Annotated in this window: 14 protein-coding genes; all 14 read right to left on the reverse strand. The window is 34.2% G+C overall.

What is annotated here, in order from left to right; genetic code table 11:
* Window positions 1-4: 4 nt before the first annotated feature.
* Window positions 5-373 carry an ASCH domain-containing protein gene (locus tag BCR21_RS15310; RefSeq protein WP_069647325.1) on the reverse strand — a complete coding sequence of 123 codons (369 nt, stop codon included), beginning with the start codon at window positions 371-373 and terminating at the stop codon, window positions 5-7.
* A gap of 26 nt (window positions 374-399) precedes the next feature.
* The gene (locus tag BCR21_RS15315) at window positions 400-1,470 is read right to left on the reverse strand and encodes a hypothetical protein (RefSeq protein WP_069647326.1); all 1,071 of its coding nucleotides are present in this window, start codon (window positions 1,468-1,470) and stop codon (window positions 400-402) included.
* A 34-nt stretch (window positions 1,471-1,504) separates the two neighbouring features.
* Window positions 1,505-2,332: a hypothetical protein gene (locus tag BCR21_RS15320; RefSeq protein ID WP_069647327.1), complete on the reverse strand. Its 828-nt coding sequence runs from the start codon at window positions 2,330-2,332 to the stop codon at window positions 1,505-1,507.
* A 1,406-nt stretch (window positions 2,333-3,738) separates the two neighbouring features.
* Window positions 3,739-5,256 (reverse strand): ABC transporter permease/substrate-binding protein, encoded by a 1,518-nt coding sequence (locus BCR21_RS15325; RefSeq protein WP_069647328.1) that lies wholly within the window; start codon window positions 5,254-5,256, stop codon window positions 3,739-3,741.
* Window position 5,257: 1 nt separating this feature from the next.
* Window positions 5,258-6,211 carry an ABC transporter ATP-binding protein gene (locus BCR21_RS15330; RefSeq protein WP_069647329.1) on the reverse strand — a complete coding sequence of 318 codons (954 nt, stop codon included), beginning with the start codon at window positions 6,209-6,211 and terminating at the stop codon, window positions 5,258-5,260.
* Window positions 6,212-6,545: 334 nt separating this feature from the next.
* Window positions 6,546-10,154 (reverse strand): LPXTG cell wall anchor domain-containing protein, encoded by a 3,609-nt coding sequence (locus BCR21_RS15335; RefSeq protein WP_069647330.1) that lies wholly within the window; start codon window positions 10,152-10,154, stop codon window positions 6,546-6,548.
* 186 nt (window positions 10,155-10,340) lie between these two features.
* Entirely contained in the window at window positions 10,341-11,039 is a 699-nt protein-coding gene (locus tag BCR21_RS15340; RefSeq protein WP_069647331.1) for a winged helix-turn-helix transcriptional regulator, read from the reverse strand.
* Between the two features lie 116 nt (window positions 11,040-11,155).
* Window positions 11,156-11,869: a WxL domain-containing protein gene (locus BCR21_RS15345; RefSeq protein ID WP_069647332.1), complete on the reverse strand. Its 714-nt coding sequence runs from the start codon at window positions 11,867-11,869 to the stop codon at window positions 11,156-11,158.
* Between the two features lie 284 nt (window positions 11,870-12,153).
* Window positions 12,154-12,477 carry a hypothetical protein gene (locus BCR21_RS15355; protein ID WP_069647334.1) on the reverse strand — a complete coding sequence of 108 codons (324 nt, stop codon included), beginning with the start codon at window positions 12,475-12,477 and terminating at the stop codon, window positions 12,154-12,156.
* Window positions 12,478-12,482: 5 nt separating this feature from the next.
* Entirely contained in the window at window positions 12,483-13,571 is a 1,089-nt protein-coding gene (locus tag BCR21_RS15360) for a WxLIP family cell surface protein (protein ID WP_069647335.1), read from the reverse strand.
* A gap of 13 nt (window positions 13,572-13,584) precedes the next feature.
* On the reverse strand, window positions 13,585-14,097 hold the full coding sequence (locus BCR21_RS15365; RefSeq protein WP_069647336.1) for a hypothetical protein: 513 nt from the start codon (window positions 14,095-14,097) through the stop codon (window positions 13,585-13,587).
* 224 nt (window positions 14,098-14,321) lie between these two features.
* On the reverse strand, window positions 14,322-15,335 hold the full coding sequence (locus tag BCR21_RS15370) for a DUF916 domain-containing protein (protein WP_084013360.1): 1,014 nt from the start codon (window positions 15,333-15,335) through the stop codon (window positions 14,322-14,324).
* A 21-nt stretch (window positions 15,336-15,356) separates the two neighbouring features.
* Window positions 15,357-15,968 carry a hypothetical protein gene (locus tag BCR21_RS15375; protein WP_084013361.1) on the reverse strand — a complete coding sequence of 204 codons (612 nt, stop codon included), beginning with the start codon at window positions 15,966-15,968 and terminating at the stop codon, window positions 15,357-15,359.
* Window positions 15,969-16,017: 49 nt separating this feature from the next.
* Window positions 16,018-18,381, reverse strand: coding sequence for a lectin-like domain-containing protein (locus tag BCR21_RS15380; protein ID WP_069647337.1), 2,364 nt, complete (start codon window positions 18,379-18,381; stop codon window positions 16,018-16,020).
* Window positions 18,382-18,497 lie beyond the last annotated feature (116 nt).

The following is an 18,497-nucleotide window of genomic DNA, read 5'->3' on the forward strand; positions in this document are numbered from 1 at the left end:
AATATCACACATATACAAAAGATTGAGGAGCAGATTTGACCCCATAATCTTTCAACATTATTGGCTCTTCATACTTTACTACATTTTTTAATTTGTAAGCTACAGCAATTTCCTTATCATTAAAATATTCTATATAAAACTCTTTATTAACTCCCGAAAAGTTTTTCGTTTCATTCCACACTAATTCTGGATCATCCACAAGTATATCTTCTACTTCAGCTTCACCTATTATTTTACATATAGGAGAAGTTGAATAAATAATTATTTTATTAGGCTTCTTTTTTGTTATAACTTTTCTAAACTCAAATTTCTTTTCCCCATTCATAATTTTCTCAACAAATTCTGGATGGATTGATAGTAAAATAGTACACATTTCAACACTCTCCTCTACAATATGCTCTATTCTATAATAATTCCCTCTGAAAATCCAGATTCCTCAATCACTATATCTGCAAAAGAATTAGAAACTAGATCAAGTCCTCTTGGTGCTTGAACTCCTAAACTCCTCATATATGCCAAATTAATTGCACGGGAATCTAACTTACCAAAGTATACAAATTCAACAAATCTATATGTACTGTAGGAACTTTTGATATCTTGAATTACTTGCTTTTCAAGTACACATTTGTTAAGTAATCTATTCAACTCCGTATTATTCAATTGATTGGTCATTCCATATCTAGATACCACGCCAATTGAAGTAATGACTGATTGGTAATGTGCAGGACTGGTATTATTAGGATCCTTTGTTCTGTAAAAAAATATAATATCTCCACATCTGGGATGGTGTGACCATAGATTTTTACCAAAATAAACTTTTTTTAGTGCATTACCAGCTTTGTTATTACTTGTATAAGCAGAATTATCTTCTGTTTTTAAAATTGCATCTGGCAGTAAACGAGTATGATATTCTGGTCTAATAGGCAAGATATAATTATTCTTTTCACTCTTATCCAAAATAGGATATCCTTGATAATCATTATCTTCATAAACTTCCAAATCTCTAACAAACACTAGCTCTCCTGTCTTTGTTAGTGTTGTTATTTGTTTAAATCCAAATTTTTTAAAGTAATCAATTAGCAATTTATGATGAGAAAAAATCGTTACATAGATTTCTAACAAATTATTTTTTATCGCATTTTCAAAAATCACTTTAAAAAATCTTTCTCCCATATAATAACCGTTCTCACTAATCTTAAAAGTTCCTATTTTTAACCTCTTTTTAGGGAGTAACGGTGAAACCATTTGACTATAATTTTCTGTCTCAATTTCCTCTTTCAAATATAAAAAACCCTGAATGTTTCCACACTCATCTTTATGAACATAGACAGGTTCATCTTGTTTAGATATAAACCAATTTTCAAAAGTAGGATAATCTTTTTTTAAGCTTGAAAAAAACTCTTCTTCAATATTACAATTCTTAAATTTAGTTTTTTGTATAGATAAAATATCATAATTGATCAATTCCAAAATTTATCCCCCTTAATATCAAACTATATATGTATTACTTATAAGTAATACATATATTAGGAACTTTTTCTAACTCTTTTATAGAGTCTTTTAGCGAGCTTATAGGTAAGACGATTAGATTTTTTAAATCTATATTTTTCTGAAATGGTTCACTTGAAAACAGTAAATCATCTGCTTTATATTTTTCTAATAATCGTTCATGCTTAGTATAGGCTTCAAACAAATCATCTGCATACGTATCTAAAACATTGATATAAACGGTATACATCAGACTTCTCATCTCTTCTATGATTGGATATAAATTTATTCCCTCATCCATTTTTTCTATATCTTCTTTTACTTTATTCCACTTTCCCCATTTTAGTAGTTCATTTTTATTGAGCAACACATTAGTTTTCTTTTTACCAATTGTAAAAGTAGAAAAAGGCATTGCATTATGTATTATATAGTTTCTTAATCTCATTAAGAATCTATATGATAACTCATTATCATACATACTAGAAAAAATAGTTTTAAACTTTTCCAACCGCTCAATATTATCTCTAGTAAAGTATTCAATCTTTTCAATCAATAATTTTATTGCTGTACAATAATTCAGAATTAATTTATTGGCAGTTTTCATAACCTTAAAAGCAGATTCCGAGTAATCTGTTAAACACTTATTAAGGTTTTCAAAATGAAGAAAATCTAATAAATCCGTGTTTATTTCTTCAGTTATTTCGTACATCTGCCTAATTTGCTTAAATGAATGATTAACATCAAAAATACTTAATACATGCATAAATTCAACGTCTGATAATTCATCTACGATCTTCATTAATTTAGCATCTTCACGATGTTCTACTTTAACCAAATAATACATTAATAACTATCTCCTTATTACTCATTTAGTAAAACACTGCCAAAATCATTATACCAAATATACACACAAAGTCATATATATATATTAAATTATCTTTTACAAAATTTTACATTCCCCCATTGACTCTCCACTCCACTTAAATTAAAATGGAATGAGATAGAACGAAAAAAAATCTAGCCAAACGAATGTCGTTCAGCTAGACAAAATAAAAAGGCACTCTGCAGGAAGATTGGTCGTCATCCCACAGAGCCTTATACAATCAGAGTTCACCTGAATGTACAAGTTGCCCTTAGTCAATTTTCATTGACTGTTTTTATTTTACTCAATATTTCATGAAATTACTAGTGTTTTTTCTGATGTTCTGAGTTTAATACAACAGTTCGATGCTTCTTAATTGTACTTAGCGCGGTTTCGGCAGGTGTCCGGAACCGTTTTTTTTTCGTTCTATTTTACGGTTGCGCAACGCTTTTTTTAGATTTAAACAATCGTTTTCGAGGAAGTTACCGCAAATCTGACTTCTCTCACCATGCGTTACCTGCTGTAATGATCTGTTGATTTTGTGCTAACTTTTGACGGAGCAAGCCTTTTTTATGACAGATCCTTGCAGCCACGATAGTAACGAGGAAACAGCCGACACCTCAAGATATTAAGCGGTCACTTAGTATTTTGAAGCCAAAAACAATCAGCACGAACTGATAAATCAAGTTGCCTAGGTCAATAATGCGTATAGTAAGAAAGAATGCTATCTACCAGAATACGTAGCATTAAATCAAATAAACATTCTTCACGGCTGACTGTTTGCTCGTTACCATTTTGTAAAATATTTAATACACTATCGATACAATTTTTGTTATACTATAACTAGTTGAATAACGGCTGAAGCTCTGAAAAAGGAGTTGATGCCATAAAGATATGTCTTTATCGCTTTTGTCCTGCTTTAATGCATTGGAAAAGCGGTCCTTGAAGGATTTGTTAAAAGATATCGCTTCGAAAATAGTCGGCAGGCTTGTGGCTTACTATATTGTCGAAGGGATTAAACTTTTTATCACTTTGATTTTTGATACAGAAAAGCAGAATGAACTCGCTTAACCCTTAAGCAAATTAGGAAAGTCCTGCAAAGATGTTTTTTATCTTTGTGTGACTTTATCTATTTGTCGATAGGGTTAGTTCGTGATGCTAGACAAAAAAAGACCACTATCTGCTCAGCTAAAGTAAGATAGTGGCAATTCGTCTTATCGAGCTTTAGTCAGAAATCAACTAAAGAGTCAGTGTTATCAGCACTGGCTTTTTTTGCAATCGCACTTAAGTGCGATTGCTTTCTTTTTTATTATACCTTATAAAGTATAAAAAACACAACATAAGAGATAGATAGCTCTCTTATGTTGTGCCTTTTCATCTATCAACCATTATTTTTCCAACATCCCATGCTCCACCAAATAATCATGCGCAACGGTCGCCGGATCTTTTTGCTCCACATTCACTTGGTAATTCATCTCACTCATTTCTTCTTCCGTGATCTTACCAACCAAAGGCTGCAATAGTTCTTTTAATTCTGGATATTTCTCAAGTGTCTCAGCTTTCAGCAATGGCGCACCTTGATATGGTGGAAATAGTCGCTTATTGTCTTTTAAAATCACCAAATCATACTGTTTCAATTCACTATCAGTCGAATAAGCATCCACCACGTTGACATCCCCATTATTGATTGCTTGATAACGTAATGATGGCTCCATCGACTTCACATCGAAATTCAAGTTATATAATTTTTGTAACCCTTTATAGCCGTCCTCACGATCGATAAATTCTAGGGTAAAACCAGCTTTTAGCTGACTTTCAACTTTTTTCAAATCTTCGATTGTTTTCAGCCCATTTTCTTCTGCGAATGATCGTTTAACTGCGACAGCATAGGTATTTTCATAACGCATTGGTTCTAGATAATCCATATTTTCTTGTTTTTTGATTTGATCTCGTGCATATTCGTATACTTCTCTTGGATCATTAGAAGTGTTCTTATTGTCCTTCAAAAAGGTTTCAAGAACGGTTCCAGTAAATTCTGGATAGACATCGATTTCACCAGATTTTAGTGCATTAAATAGGAAACTGGTTTTCCCAAAGTTTGATTTTAGGTTTACGTGGATATCGCTGTTTGCTTCAATCAATTCTTTATACATGTTAATCAAGATATCTGGCTCTGCACCTAATTTTCCTGCTACTGTGATTTCTTTTTGCTCTGCTTCTTGATGGGTATAGACAAATGAACCCACTAATAAAGCAAGTAAGACCATAAATGCTGCTACGATGCGTTTCACTGTGGCTTTCTCTAATAAATGAATCCCAAAGTTAAACAAGACCGCCAAGACAGCGGAAGAAATTGCGCCGATCAAGATCAGGTAGACATTATTTCGGTCGATTCCTAGTAAGATGAATGTTCCGAGACCTCCTGCACCGATCAGTGCCGCAAGCGTTGCCGTTCCGATGATCATAACTGTCGCTGTACGAATCCCTGAAATGATATATGGTAAGGCTAGTTGCAGTTCGAATTTGATTAGTTTTTCTCGTTTATTCATCCCAAAGGCTTCGGCCGCTTCTTCTAAGGAAGGATCGATTTCTGTCAGACCTGTATAGGTATTTTGCAAAATCGGAAATAGGGCATAAATCACTAACGCAACAATTGCTGGTGGACTTCCGATACCGATAACCGGAATCAATAAACCAAGTAAAGCCAATGAAGGAATCGTTTGAAAAATACCCGTAATTTGCAGGACAAACTCAGCGACTTTTTTATAATTCGTCAGTAAAATCGCTAATGGAATCGCTATAAGAATCGCAATCAATAGTGACAGTAACGATAGTTGGATATGCTCGACGACTGCTTGGATAAAGTCTTCTTTACGAGCAACGAATGTTTCGATCAGTTTTCCCATATTATTGATCACCTTTTTCTATCTTCGTCTCTAAGAAGCGTAAAATCGTTCGATCTGTGATTTCACCGATAGGCCCTTTCTCATCAACTAGTACAACCGTTTTTCCATCTACCAGTAAGCGAATCACCGTTGGTAGATCTGTACCTAAATTCACGGTTGTTTCACTATCTACTTGTCCATCTTCTATAAACCCAGATGCTAATAAGTCTTCCGCACAATAATTTTCCAAGTTGGCGTGTTCATGTTGGAAAAACTGTGCCACAAATTCATTAGCTGGGTGGCTTTTGATTGCTTCTGGTGTATCTGTTTGAACGATTTTCCCCTCTTTCATCACACAAATTCGATCGCCCAAAAGTAAAGCTTCATTCATATCATGGGTTACGAAAACAACTGTGCTAGCTAACTCCTTATGCAGCTCCTTGATTAATAGTTGCAATTGACCTTTAGAGATTGGATCTAGCGCACTAAACGGTTCATCCATTAAAATGATGTCTGGTTTAGCTGCAATCGCACGTAAAATTCCAATACGCTGTTGTTCACCACCGGATAATTCAGCTGGTTTTCGGTGAAGATATTCTTTAGGTGATAAGCTAACTTTTCTTAGTAATTCTTCAGTTCTTTCACGTCGTTTAGCTTTGCTCCAGTGTTTCATTTCTGGAATCAATTCGATATTTTCAGCAACTGTCAGATTTGGAAAAAGGGCGATTTGTTGGAGAACATAGCCGATCGTTAAGCGTAATTCTTTTAGATTATAATCAATCAGCCTTTGATCATTAAAATAGATATCGCCATCTGTTGGTTCAATCAAGCGATTGATCATTTTTAAGGTTGTAGTTTTCCCACTACCACTTGGGCCGACTAATACAAAAAATTCACCGTCTTCAATTGAGACATCGAAGTCTTCTAATACTAATTGGTCGTTGTATTTTTTTGATACGTTTTGAAAATTAATCATTTGTTCACCTCATTTTTTCTTGTATGCACGTGCTATTTATCTTTAGGTAATCTTTCATTATTTTTAAGTATGTTTATAAGTATACTTGAAAATGTCCGATGTTTCTAACGACTTGTTTCTATTGTACAGAAAAAAACCTGACAACTGTCTGTCAGGTTTTCTAATTTGTTTTCAGATTATAGTAGTGAAGCTTATTCCGCCAAACGATAAATCATACCGTTATGACGACATTTCAAAATAAAAAAGCTAACTATCATATTAACTACATGACTTAGGAAGAATTTCGAGTAGTACGTTTCTTGATTATCAATTTTTTCAAACATAGGAAATTGACTTACATACTATTTTTCTTTCTATTCTTGGCACTCATTACTATTACTGCTATTAAAATTATTGTCGCTCCGAAAAAAATTAACCAAAAGGTCTTTCGTTCTCCTGTTACTGGCAAATAAGTTGAATTTATAGATTTTTTGGAGATGGTGTCCTCACCCACCAAACGACTATTGTAAACATTTATGCTGCCAGTTCTATTATCTTCTCTCATAGTAAAATCAATTGGTTTTGTAGCGATTTGATAGCCTTTAGGAGAAGTAATTTCTTTCAATTGATATTGTCCTTCCTTCAAGTTTTCTAGAATAAATACACCGTTTTTATCCGTTTTCAAGTTTTTTTGAACGGGTATTCCTTGACTATCATATAAGTTAAAGACCGCTCCGCTAAGAACTGTATCATCCTGCTTATCTTTTTTTATTACTCTCAAGACATGATCTTTTACTTTGTTCGTTATTGTAATGATCTGTTCTGATTCGGTTTTATCATTTACCTCAAACTTAATTGGTTCATTATTTAGCTGATACCCTTTAGGAGCACTAGTTTCTACAATATAATAGATACCAGAAGATAAATCATTGATCGCAAATCTCCCCGTCTGATCAGTAATCATATTCTTTAGTATTACTTTATGATTTTCGTCCTGTAATTCAAAAACTGCTCCTGACAGTGGCTGATTAGTATCTTCATCTACTTTTTGTAGTAAAATACTCCCTTTGATTCTCTTGTTTATCGCAGAAATTTTCGACACAGTTGTTTGTCCTTTTTCAATTGTAAAATATAATGGCGTTTGATCCAACTCATAACCAACAGGTGCTTTTTGTTCTATAAACTGATACTCCCCAGGAGCAAGGCCACTGACTATTAACTCTCCAGATTCGTTAGTTATTAAGTTGCTTTGTATTATTTCACCCTCTTTATTTTGAAGTTCAAAAACAGCACCTTGTAAAGCATCTTGAGTATCTTTGTCTATTTTTTCTAATAGAATCTTACCAGAAGGTTCTTTGACAACCATACTCGCCTCATTTGATACAAAAGAAAGATGTTTATTGTTGAAATTTAAGCTAGTAGAAAAACTGTTCTTTATTTTTTGATTGACCTTAGCATTGGAAGGGAGTTTTGTCGGTACTATAATATTGATAGAATCATCGATTTCTAATTTGTTAAGAGACACCCTAAAGGCTGTTGCCTCTTTCCAATTCGTTGTCCAGTCACCAGTATCATAGTCGCTTGCATTCCTAGAATATTCTATCTCAGCATCAGGGTTACTTGACGTGATCGGTCCTTCTAATTTTGTCTCAAATTCTGTTTGAGGAAGCTTATCAAACAATTTTAAGTCTGTCACAGTTCCCGCTAATGTATTTTCCATCAACAAATTCCAACTACCATTTTCTCCAACTTCAAGCTGACTATCTATCTGATAGTCTAAATCTGAATCTGCTTTACTCAATTTTGTAAGTAACAATCCACCACTTGATTGCACTTGAGAATTCGCTGAACTATAGGCTATTTCATCTCTTTTTACATCAAAATCATGAATATCATCAGTAATATATGTTCTAAAATTAGCATTTGGAACTTGATTATATAAAGGGTCTTCAATGTATGCCCATGACTCCACTTTCGCTCCATTTTTATTTGCATTATATGCGCTATTCGTTACGGTAACCGGAATATTGTATCCAAATCCTTCTGCCCATCTATCTGAGGCTATCCCAGCTCCTCTAGTCAAAGGAAGTGCCGTATTAAAATTGAAGCACACAACTTGTTTTAATGGTTCCGCTTCATTCTGACCACCTATGAAATCAGTCGTTACGTTCACTCCTTCACCAATTTCTGGTACTACTATATCAAGATATGGCTCTGGTAAATACGCTGAAACTCGATCAATTGTTTTTGTAGTATCCAAAAACATCCCTGTAGGCAAGACAACTTTCATACGTCCTTCTTTATAACTGTCAGTTGGACTTAAATTATTTATATAAGCGGTATATTGTATTGAATCTCCCGGTTTAAAGCTATTCGGTGCTTTAACAGTTGTAGTAATTGGGACGCTGTCCTTAATTTTTTTTGCAAAAACACTTGTTGCGGCTTCAATATCATTTCCATCCTCATCAACGCCAGAGATAACTCCAGTGTTTTGATACTCTTTTTCTCCATCGCCTATTTTAGTTTTAAAATCTTTATAGATTGGAATTAAAAAAGTATCTATGTCTATTTGACTTGTAGGGGAAATTTTTGCCTCTTCATTTTTATCTCCCACTTTTACACGCAATCCTGCAACCAGTATATCTTTGGGTAAATATATTTTATGAGCCGCATTTTGCCAATGTATACTTCCCATGGTTGTAAACATAAATTGAGTATTTTTCGCTGTAGTTCCTGATGCTCCAACATGCCACGTATCATTTTCAGATGTTTGATATTCAACAACATATGGTACATCCTCTACCTGTAACACCGAATTAAAGTTAACGTTCAAAAGGTATAGGTTTACATGATTCCAAAATTCTTGATTATCGTGTTCATAGGCAGAATCGGTAATTGTCAATTCTCTTATTTTATTTAACGTATTAGAACCATAACTACCTGATATCCCAAATTTTCTCGACCATGTTCCCGAGTACCAAGGTGAACTGCCACTACCATCTGAAGCTTTTTTTTCTATACCAAGAGTACTTCCAGTAGTAGGTAAAAATCCTAAACTTTGACTATTCCCTGGTTTGCCATCATAGTCTTGATCATTCTTATCTGTTAATGATAACTCCGCAGTATTAATAGGTGGTTTCGTGTAATCTGGAAATTTTTCTTTAGGATAATTCACAGTAATAGAAGGCTGATTGCTTAACAAGCTTGAGTTCGGTCCATAATCAGCATTTCGGGTCCATATAGCTTCGATACCTGTAGAACTATCCCCAAATACTTCCCAGCTACCAGATGAATCATTTGTGCTAACTATTTCTACACCGATAGGAAGTTTATCAGTAATTGTTTGAGATTTTGTAACGAATTGATTTAAAGAATCCACCTCTGGGACGATATTGAAAGCGTAAGTAACATTTCGATTACTACTAGCTGGTGGTACGCTATATGTTTTATTCACTTTATAGTCAATCTCCCCTACGATTTTTGTAACCGTCTCATCTGAGGGAGTACTACCCAAAGGAGTACTATTTCCTTGGACAGAAAATATTTTTTCTATATTTGGATACTTAGCCGAATCATCCACATGTGTGACCGTGAAACTAAAATTAACAGCTGCCTGGGCCATGTTCATCAATTTAATCGTTAAACGTTTTTGTTCTGAATCATAATTACTTTCCTTGATATAATTATTCTGAGCAACTTCATCATATTCATATCCTTCGGGTATATAAATATTTAATATAACATCATCCAGAGTATTTTGAGGCGTTGCCATAGATTTTACCATTATCTCATATGTACCATTCGAGCTTAATGATAAGCTTGTGGGACCATTTATTTCTACTCCGTATTCTTGATTGGTTTTTACTTCATCATTGATAGCTTCACTATTGTCTTTTTGACTAAAGGGTTCTTCAAAAATTTCTTTTTTTATCGTTGTCGCAGCACTAGTTTTTTCGTTATCCATTTCAAGTTTTTCGTCAAAAACGACCCTATTTACAGCCTGAACTACTTGCGGTGAAAATATCATCTGACTGAATAGTATAACTATCAGAAGAAGTCTAGATATATATTGAAATCTCTTCACTTTTTTCTAACTCCCTTTTAAAATTTGACACTTCTTATTCTTTATCCATCAAAATAAAAAGGATTATTACATCAGTATATATCCTTTTGAGCGGATTGTTTTTATAAAAATTATGTCCAATCCAGCTTTTTCTATTTTTTCTCTAATATGAAAAATTATATTGGCAATTTTGTAATTAATACCAGAATAACTCTGTCCCCATACTGCTTTATATAACTCTTCATACGTCACTGTTTGTCCTCGTTTTTTTATCAAGATAGCCATTACTTTAAATTCAATATTCGTTAATTCAACATCTTGACCATTGAGCGTCAAGGATAGATTGCTATCATCAAGATGTATTCGTTCATATTTGTTTTCAATTTTTGTAGAAATTCTATTCATTTCAAATTTATGTTTCTCTAGTGTTCCTTGCTTTCTTTTTAATGAATTCAATATTTTCAAGTAGAATTCTTCAAGTGTTTGTTCTTTACAAAAATTATCATCTGCTCCCATTTTTAAAAATACAACTTTTGCAATGTTATCTAGTCGTTGTGAGACAATCCAAATAAATGTTTTGGATTGTTTTCTGATTTTTAAAATAAAATCACTAATTTGAAAAAATGATTCGCCAGCTCCATCTAATATTAGAAAGCCATCTATGTCTACAGGACATTCTTCAAAGACAGATGTGTCATAACGTGTCAACTTACACTCTTTAGACAAAACTTTTATGTACTGATCCGAGTTAGTTCCAGATAAGTCTATATAACCTATATTGTACATTAGAATTTCCTCCATACTTTTGATAAAATACTTACATTTAAAATTAAATTTACACTACTAACTGCTACCAATTTATTCACATCAATCCTTATTATTTTCAATAATTATGTTGTTGATTAATATGTGTTATCTAGACTCCAAGTTACAGCACCTTTAAATTTCTTTCCTTCTGCACCAGTGCTTGATGTAACAACTAGCTTTGTATCTGTTAATTTTGTTGCGAAACCGTCCTTCATCGTATCTGCCTTAGTTTTCCCTAGCATTTCAACAGCTGACGTATTTCCTGCTTCTAGTACTACATTTTTGCCAACTACAATATTGTTTGGATCGATTAGTGTACTTAAATTTCCTTCAATTGGGTTTGGTGTAAAGTCATTCGTCTCTGCATCAACTTCCCCAATATTGTAAGCTTGTGGTGAATCTAATCCAAATGTCAACTTAGCAGGCAGTTCTGTTGTTGAACTATCTGTAGATAAAAGTTTTGACAGTGTTGCCGTAACTTTCCAGCTAGAAGTTGTTGTAACCCCTTGGTCATTTGTTTCCCCTGCGCGGTCGTCATTGACGACAATGAATTGGTCTCCTTGGACTGTATTGTTATAAGTAGAAGAATTTCCAACTGCTTTTTGTTTTCCAAAATCAAACTTAGATGGTGTCCACACCAATGCCAGATTATCTTTATATGGACCAGGTCCTGGTTTTACAGGACCATCTGTATCAAATTGGATACCTAAATCAGAGGTGTCTTTATCGACCTCAGCGGCACTTGCTGGAATTGTCGCAAATCCCAAAGTTGTTGCAGATATTAATGTTAAAACAAACAATTTTTTCAAAATTTTATCACCTTTCTTATAGGTGAATAAATTGATAGCAGTTAGTAGTGTAAATACAGTTTTTTTTTAGCCGAGTAATTGAATCTGATCCTTTAATAGCACTAATAAATAGATAACTAGTGTCACGCTAATAAATGTAAAGACGAGAAATGAAAAGTTTAACAATAAGAACTGTTTCTTTTTTTTTAACCGTTTGATCAAAAATACATCTCTAGATAATGTCAGAAGAAAAAAAACAATAGAGGTAACTCCTATTCCACATAAAATGTATACCCATAAAAAGCTCATTCGCCCTCTCCTCCTTTCTTTGAGTCGCAAATTCTTTTAAAACTAAAAATACAAAGACAAATTATTAGCCCTTCGATAACTGCCAATAGAAAAATGAAAGACTGAACTAGCTCCCCTGTATAAGGCAACTGTCCCCTGTATGTTGATGTATTTTCTTTTGGTACATAGGTAGACGGCAATTTTCCTTTGTTTTCCTTTTGTGCTTCTTCAAAGCTGATTGCTGCATCTGTCCGATTTGTTACCTCTGCTGCTACTTGGTAGGGTGTGATCAACCAAAGTAAGAGCAGAAGTCCAACACAACCCCCGATGATTTTTTTCACGGTACTCACCTCTGATTTTTAGCTTTATTTTTTTTCTTTACTCGTTCTTTTTTCTTTGACAGACGTAATTTTTCCCACGCCATTTCCCATTTTCTTCTTCTCACTATTAACCAGCATCCGTTTATAAGGGTTAAAAATAGTAAAGCACTAGCTATTATTTTTCCCCACTTGGGTGTGATGATCTTGAAGGCACTCTCTGTATTAATCGTTTTTGCTTGTTGATTAGTAATTGTGAATTCTTTTTGTAAATACCATTCTTGGTAGTCACTATGAATAGCCAATGTAATCATATACTTTCCCGAGGGCAAGGTATCCGTTCCCCAATCTATCTCAAAATCAACATGGCTATTTGGTGCCATAGCGTAATTTTCGACATTTTTTTTCTTGATAACTTTTTCACTGTTTTTTTTAGTTAACTCTGCGGAGATGGTTAATCCCTCAAGGGTTTTTGGCTCAGGATTTTGTAATGTAGCCAACACCATTTTTTTCCCTCGTTTAATAGATGCTTTTGCTTCTGTCAGGTTTAATGTTTCTCCATTAGTAAATTCATCTCCTGACTCTGATGTAATCAAGCCAATCCGATATGAAAATTCAGTAGCCACACCGTTTTTAGTTTCTTTGCCTTGATCTAGCGCAAAGACGAGTGCCCCCATCTTTACGCCTTTATACGATTCTTTCGGTGGTGTGATTGTTATTTTTATCGTTTTCTCTTCAAAATTTTCTACAGTGACTTCATGTGGCTCCACTCTTACCATCTCTGTTATCGGTGAAGTTAAGCTGACATCTTGATCTGCTAGTTCTTCTGTATAGTCAATCGTTCCGTTATTTCCGGTGATCGCATTTTGACTAAAAATTTTGATTTTTACTGCTTCTTTTTTCGTACTTTTAATGCGAACTTCAATATTTTGTGGCTCATTTGGTCTGGTTTGGATATAGAAATAGCTTCGTTTTGGATCGATTTGCGTTTTTGGTTGAACCATTGATACCGTGTAACCTAAGTTATCTTTTTCATCTGCAGCAATCACTTCTCCTGAAGGGAATATGCTTACTACAATAAAAAATGCCAAGATATAAAACAATTTTATTATTTTCATTACGACTGTCCTCCTAGCTAATGAATTTCTTATTTCTTCCCATTCCGCAGCAATTGTTAACTACCTCATCTTCTTGTCCAACCATTTCATCGTTTTCTTCCTGTCTTAACAATATGCAAGCGATGAATCCAATCGTAAATGCTAATACAAAAGCCATTAGAAAAAACGACCACAGACGTGTACCTATAGGAACTATTGCAACAAAGATAAGTAAAATACTAAGAACTATTTCTTGTTTTGCCAATGTTGGCTTAAGTTTTCGTGTTTGAGGATTCCATAAAAGTAGTAACGTACTTCCCAGTAGCATGATGACATATCCTATAGTAAGCCACATAATTTCATATCCTGAATATGACAATAAGAAAAGAAATTGAATCAGCCCATTTGCTTGTTTATCGAGGTAAAAAACGATTTCTTTGTAGCAATGCACAAATACAGCAAAATATAGGCTCCATCCTCCAAGAATGAATAGGACTTTACCAATAAATGCCCACCATTTTCTACTATCTTCTGTTTTAATGTCCATTAGTATCTCCAATCGTCTTTTTCTGATTTCCGTATTTATCCTTCATCTGGGCTGTTCATAATAATCACTAAGCTGCTTGAATAAGATAATATGTCTTTTTTTGTGGCTTATATGAAAATGTTTTCTCTAACGCAACCCAGTTCGACAATACTTTCCTCTCAGTTTCATTTTTCTCTGATTTGTATAATACCGCTTGTATTCTTCATAACTATTTCCTATTCTAATTAAGAACTAGTCCTTTTTTTGATAAGAAAAATTACTAAGACGGTGAGTATTAGTAAAATTGCACATAATAGAAGTCTTATATCAGGAAATTGTTTGTTTTCAGCAACCATTGTATTAACTTGTTTAGCTGCATTGGGACTGATAGAAAATTTTCTATGATATGTCCAGTTATTCTCTTTTTTATCTGTGATTATTAGTTTTAATTTATAGTTACCAGCTACTAAATGCTGATCGTCCCAGTCGATGGAAAAATGATATGTTGAAACGGGTGCCAACTGTAACTCGGTATACTCTTTTTGGTTGATCAGTTTTCCTGTTTCAGCCTCTCGAACTTCAACATGATAGTTCAAGTGACCATATGCTTCCCGTACTGGATTTATTAAATCAATCGTAATACTCGCTTTACCAAAAGCAATTGTCGGTTCAATTTTTTCCAACCCAACCTTTCGTTGTACAATTTGGTCATTTTCTGTCAATCGCAGCCCCAAAAGATAACTGTATGTATTAGTAATACCTTCTTGATTTATCTGCTTTTCCAGTTTACTGACTTTAATTCCTGCCAATATTTCACCAGCATAGGCTTCCTTAGGCATTTTCAGTGTAATGGGGACTTTTTCAGTATGTTGTTTTTGTATCGTAACGGTTTTCTTATACGTAACAATTTGGTCAATCGTTAATTGTTTGTTTGTTTCTTGCGTTTGTTGCTTGTCAGAATAATCGATAAAGCCCTGTTCATTGGTATAGGCTTGATTGATGTCTATCGTAAAGGTCTGTTCCTCTGACGAGTCGTTGACAATGGCAACTTCAATTGTCTGCTCCTGCCCAGGTGTCATTCGTAAATCAAAAAATGAGTTGTCTGGATTTTGTTGATTTTCTGGTAAAATGGCATAAATGTGATACCCCATTTCAGTGCTAGTTGTTTCTTGTGCATTCCCTTGTTTTGAATGAACAAACACTACTAACAGACAGCATAAAAAGCACGCAAATAATATGCGATGATAGGTCATCTTCATTTAAACATCATCCTTACAATTTTATTGCGCAGCTGGTGTGTTATACAGTTTGTAACTAATCGTTCCTTTTAAAGCATCTCCTGCAATTAATTCACGATTTAAATCGTTAAATGTGATACTTAAATCTGAAATTGCGGTTTTAATTACACCCGTATTGTTCTGCGCCGTCTTATTTGTCACTGCCTGTGCAATGATTCCTGTTGCACCTGTACCTACAAGTTCAGTTTGATTTATTTTGAAACTTGTCACAGCCAATCGTTCACCAGAACGAACAATGAGTAATTGATTATCTACTACCTGTGCCTTGACCGACCATTCACGTTTGATTCGGTCATTAAATACGGCCAAGGTTTCTTGCGATTTCGCTGTTGCTGTAACTGTTTGTCCTTGTAATTTCGTCTTAAATTGATAGTTTTTCGGCACAGTTTCTAATAATAGACTTTTTTGAGTCGGATCTGTTGGATCTAACGGATCGACACCTGTTCCATCATCATTATCAATCACAGTAATAATAATTGGTGTCTCCTTTGTTTGATCAGCAACCTCCTCTGCGGATACTAGCTGGCTTGAGCTTAATGCATGCATGATAGCAAAGGTAGTTATGATATATACATAACGGTTTCTTCTTTTCATCGTTTTCCTCATTCTATTTTCGATTTTCTTTTCTTCAATTGTCTCGCTCTTAGTCAGGCATATGCACTTGATTCAATGTCCACTGGATTGTTTTCTTATTCTTGTAAGTACCGATTGCAAGATACTCGGTATTTTTAAGTAGTATGCCTTCTGTATTTTCGAAATGTAATTGATAGTCATATAAGCGATTCAGTGAAGCAGTTGTCGCATCCATGATTGTTAATGAATTACCGGACTGCTTGTCTGGAATTAATTGACTGGGTCCGCTTGATGTTTTCCATACGAAATTGCTACTCGCTAATGCTGTTGGATCTTTAGTAACTGTAGCAATGCTGAGAGACCAATCTTTTGTTTGCCGCTGCCGACTGTCAGTTACTGTCAAATCAATTGTATTTCCAGCATCTCTAGGAAGTTCCCTTTTTGTTTCCCCAATTTTGAGATTAGTCCAACTCAACAGGTTCGGCACCTGAGTAACTTGTAGCGAACCATTTACTGTAATAATTGCTGTAAGCTGTATAATCGTATTGGGGTTGGCTTCTTCATAAATCGATAGATTCACTATATTATTACCATATGCGAGTGCGCTGTTTGGGAGTTGTAATTCCTTACTCTTTTGGGTAGAGGTGTTACTTTCATTAATTAACGTATCATCGGTAAGTAATTGTCCATCCTTTACTAACTTGTAATGGATTACTGATCCAGCAGTTCCTCCACTGTAATAAAATGTCAATGGGTAATCCGTATCAGCAAGTGCCGCTCTATCAATTTCTTTCGTTATGGTTGTTGTTACTGCGTCATTTGACCATGATGCTGTAATTGGGTCAGCTATATGTTTCAAAAGAAAATGAATAGGCATAGAGGAAAGAAAATCTTGATTGCCCGAATTAACATTTAGCAATAACAAACTGGAAGTAAATTTAGATAGCTCATCAATTGCTGACTCAGTCGTACTTTTTACTTTAAATTCAATTGTTACATAATCTCCTTTTTTGGCAGTCACGGGCATACTAAGAATAAATTTACTATTCTTAGTATCAACAGTTGGTACATAAGAGCCTAGATATTGATCGTTTACACTTACTTTTGCCTCTTTTAATGTAGTTAGATCAAACTGGTTTGCACTCAGACTTGCTTGATAAATTAAATTTGTTGTTTCATAGGCTATGTTTTGTAATGTGGCAGTTGTTTTAAAGGAAACATCTTCTCCTTTTTTTGCAAATTTTTGGCTGTTGCTTCCATTTGTTTCTAAGACAATATTTTCTCCCTCATTATTAAAAACGTCATTATCCAAAGAATATTTTAATTCTACTGGCGCATCAGCAAAAACTATTTTCACACTACCTTCACTAGCACCATTGGCAGCGGTGAATCCCCAATATGCTTTGTTATCATTAACTGACAATTTTAATTCTGAAGAGAGTGTATTCCAAGGAACAAGAATGGTTGCTGTCTCGGCACCATTCTTGGGATCTCTTAATGAATACGTGAATTCTTTTTTATCAAAGTCAAAGTTGAAATTAAATTCATACCACGTACCATCTTGGACACTCTGTGTTTTTAAAGCATTATTCATATATTGATAAGCATTATGCTGTATCCTAGCTGATCGTCCTACTAATCCTAACGAAAACCAACCATTCGCATCGGAAATATCTCCTAAAACACTTTTGTCAATTGGTTGGTACGTCGCAGTTAAATTTCCAGGAAATGTATACGCTAGATGGGGTGCATTTAATTCACCTAAAGGATTATCGGATACATCAAATGCATTCGGGTAACTTTCCTTTCCATTCTTGTATAAATCGAATTCCACGGAAAAAGAATTTTTTATCGCATCTGTATTCGGATAGGTTGTAGTAAAAAGTCCTTGTGAAGAAGCACTTGCCCCATATACACCTAAATTTTGTCCATCGGTTCTTTTATTTTGTGCCGTTGTCAGTGCTTGTGTTTTTTTCGTGTCATTATGCATCGTAAACGTAAATCCATCTGATTGATTCGTTCCAAAGTTAACAAACATTCTTCCTTTAAAAGATTGAGAAAAATCTAATTTATTCGTTTCTAACGACCACATAGAAATCCAATTATTTTTTCCGCCAATTGTAATTTCACTATAGGGAAACCCGTTATTTACTGAGTTATTCGGCACATAGTTTTTTATCGTAAATCCAGTACCTCCAACAGGATTATCAAACAAGCCATCTATCGTGATACCACCTTCTGGTATATAATCAATACCTCTCGTATCTCGAATAGCGTCATACGGTCGTGACACAGGATCAAGCGTATTTTCTGTAGATTCTATCGCGGAATATTCAGTATTAGAAGATGTTCCACTTTCTATAGCAAAACTATTTATTGGAAGGAGAAAAAGGCAAAAAAAAGAGAGTATATATCCCAACTTATAATAATTCAATTCAATAACTTCCATTCCTTATTTTTTTTTTGTATACTAATTATATAATTGCTTGTCACCTCAAAGGGGACATTTTTTTTATGTTTTCAGTAAAAAAAAATGTCTTATTTTTTAGA

Origin of the sequence: Enterococcus ureasiticus, from assembly GCF_001730285.1 — a bacterium.
GTDB lineage: Bacteria > Bacillota > Bacilli > Lactobacillales > Enterococcaceae > Enterococcus_L > Enterococcus_L ureasiticus.